The organism is Mesorhizobium sp. M1A.F.Ca.IN.020.04.1.1 (assembly GCF_003997315.1).
Classification (GTDB): domain Bacteria; phylum Pseudomonadota; class Alphaproteobacteria; order Rhizobiales; family Rhizobiaceae; genus Mesorhizobium.
On record NZ_RZSN01000427.1, the window covers coordinates 1 to 485 of the forward strand.

The 485-nt window shown below is 57.1% G+C and carries 1 protein-coding gene; it reads right to left on the reverse strand.

Going from position 1 to position 485, the window contains the following annotated elements; translation table 11 throughout:
- A partial coding sequence (locus tag EOA49_RS32360) for a ParB/Srx family N-terminal domain-containing protein (RefSeq protein WP_164749404.1) occupies positions 1 to 485 on the reverse strand: 485 nt, incomplete at both ends.

The following is a 485-nucleotide window of genomic DNA, read 5'->3' on the forward strand; positions in this document are numbered from 1 at the left end:
CTGCCAGCTTCAAGCGCTTTTTTACGATCGTGGGCGACACGCCGAAAGCGTCGGCGGTTTCCTCTATCGTCTTTCCGGCGTCGATCTGCTCCTTGAAGGCGTCGAACTGGTCGGCGGGGTGCATCGGTGCGCGAATGAAGTTCTCGGCCAGGGACAGCCCTTTGGCGCCGGCCTTCGCCAGACTGCACTTGACCGGATAATCCCTGGCGATGACCTTATCCTTCGCCAACCGCTTCAAGGCGCGCAAGCGACGGCCGCCAGCGATAACGGCGAAATGCCCTTCCTTCTCGGTCGACTCGACACTGAGGTTCTGGATCAGACCAAAAACGGGAATCGACGCCAGAAGGTCATCAATGTCGTTGGCATTGGTCTTGCGGACGTTCTTTTCGGAGATCGTCAGCTTGTTCAAAGGCACCATGAAGATTTCGGTTTCAGCGATAGTCATGAGGGTTCTCCATTTCCTTTCCCGCGAAGCGGTCTTGCTC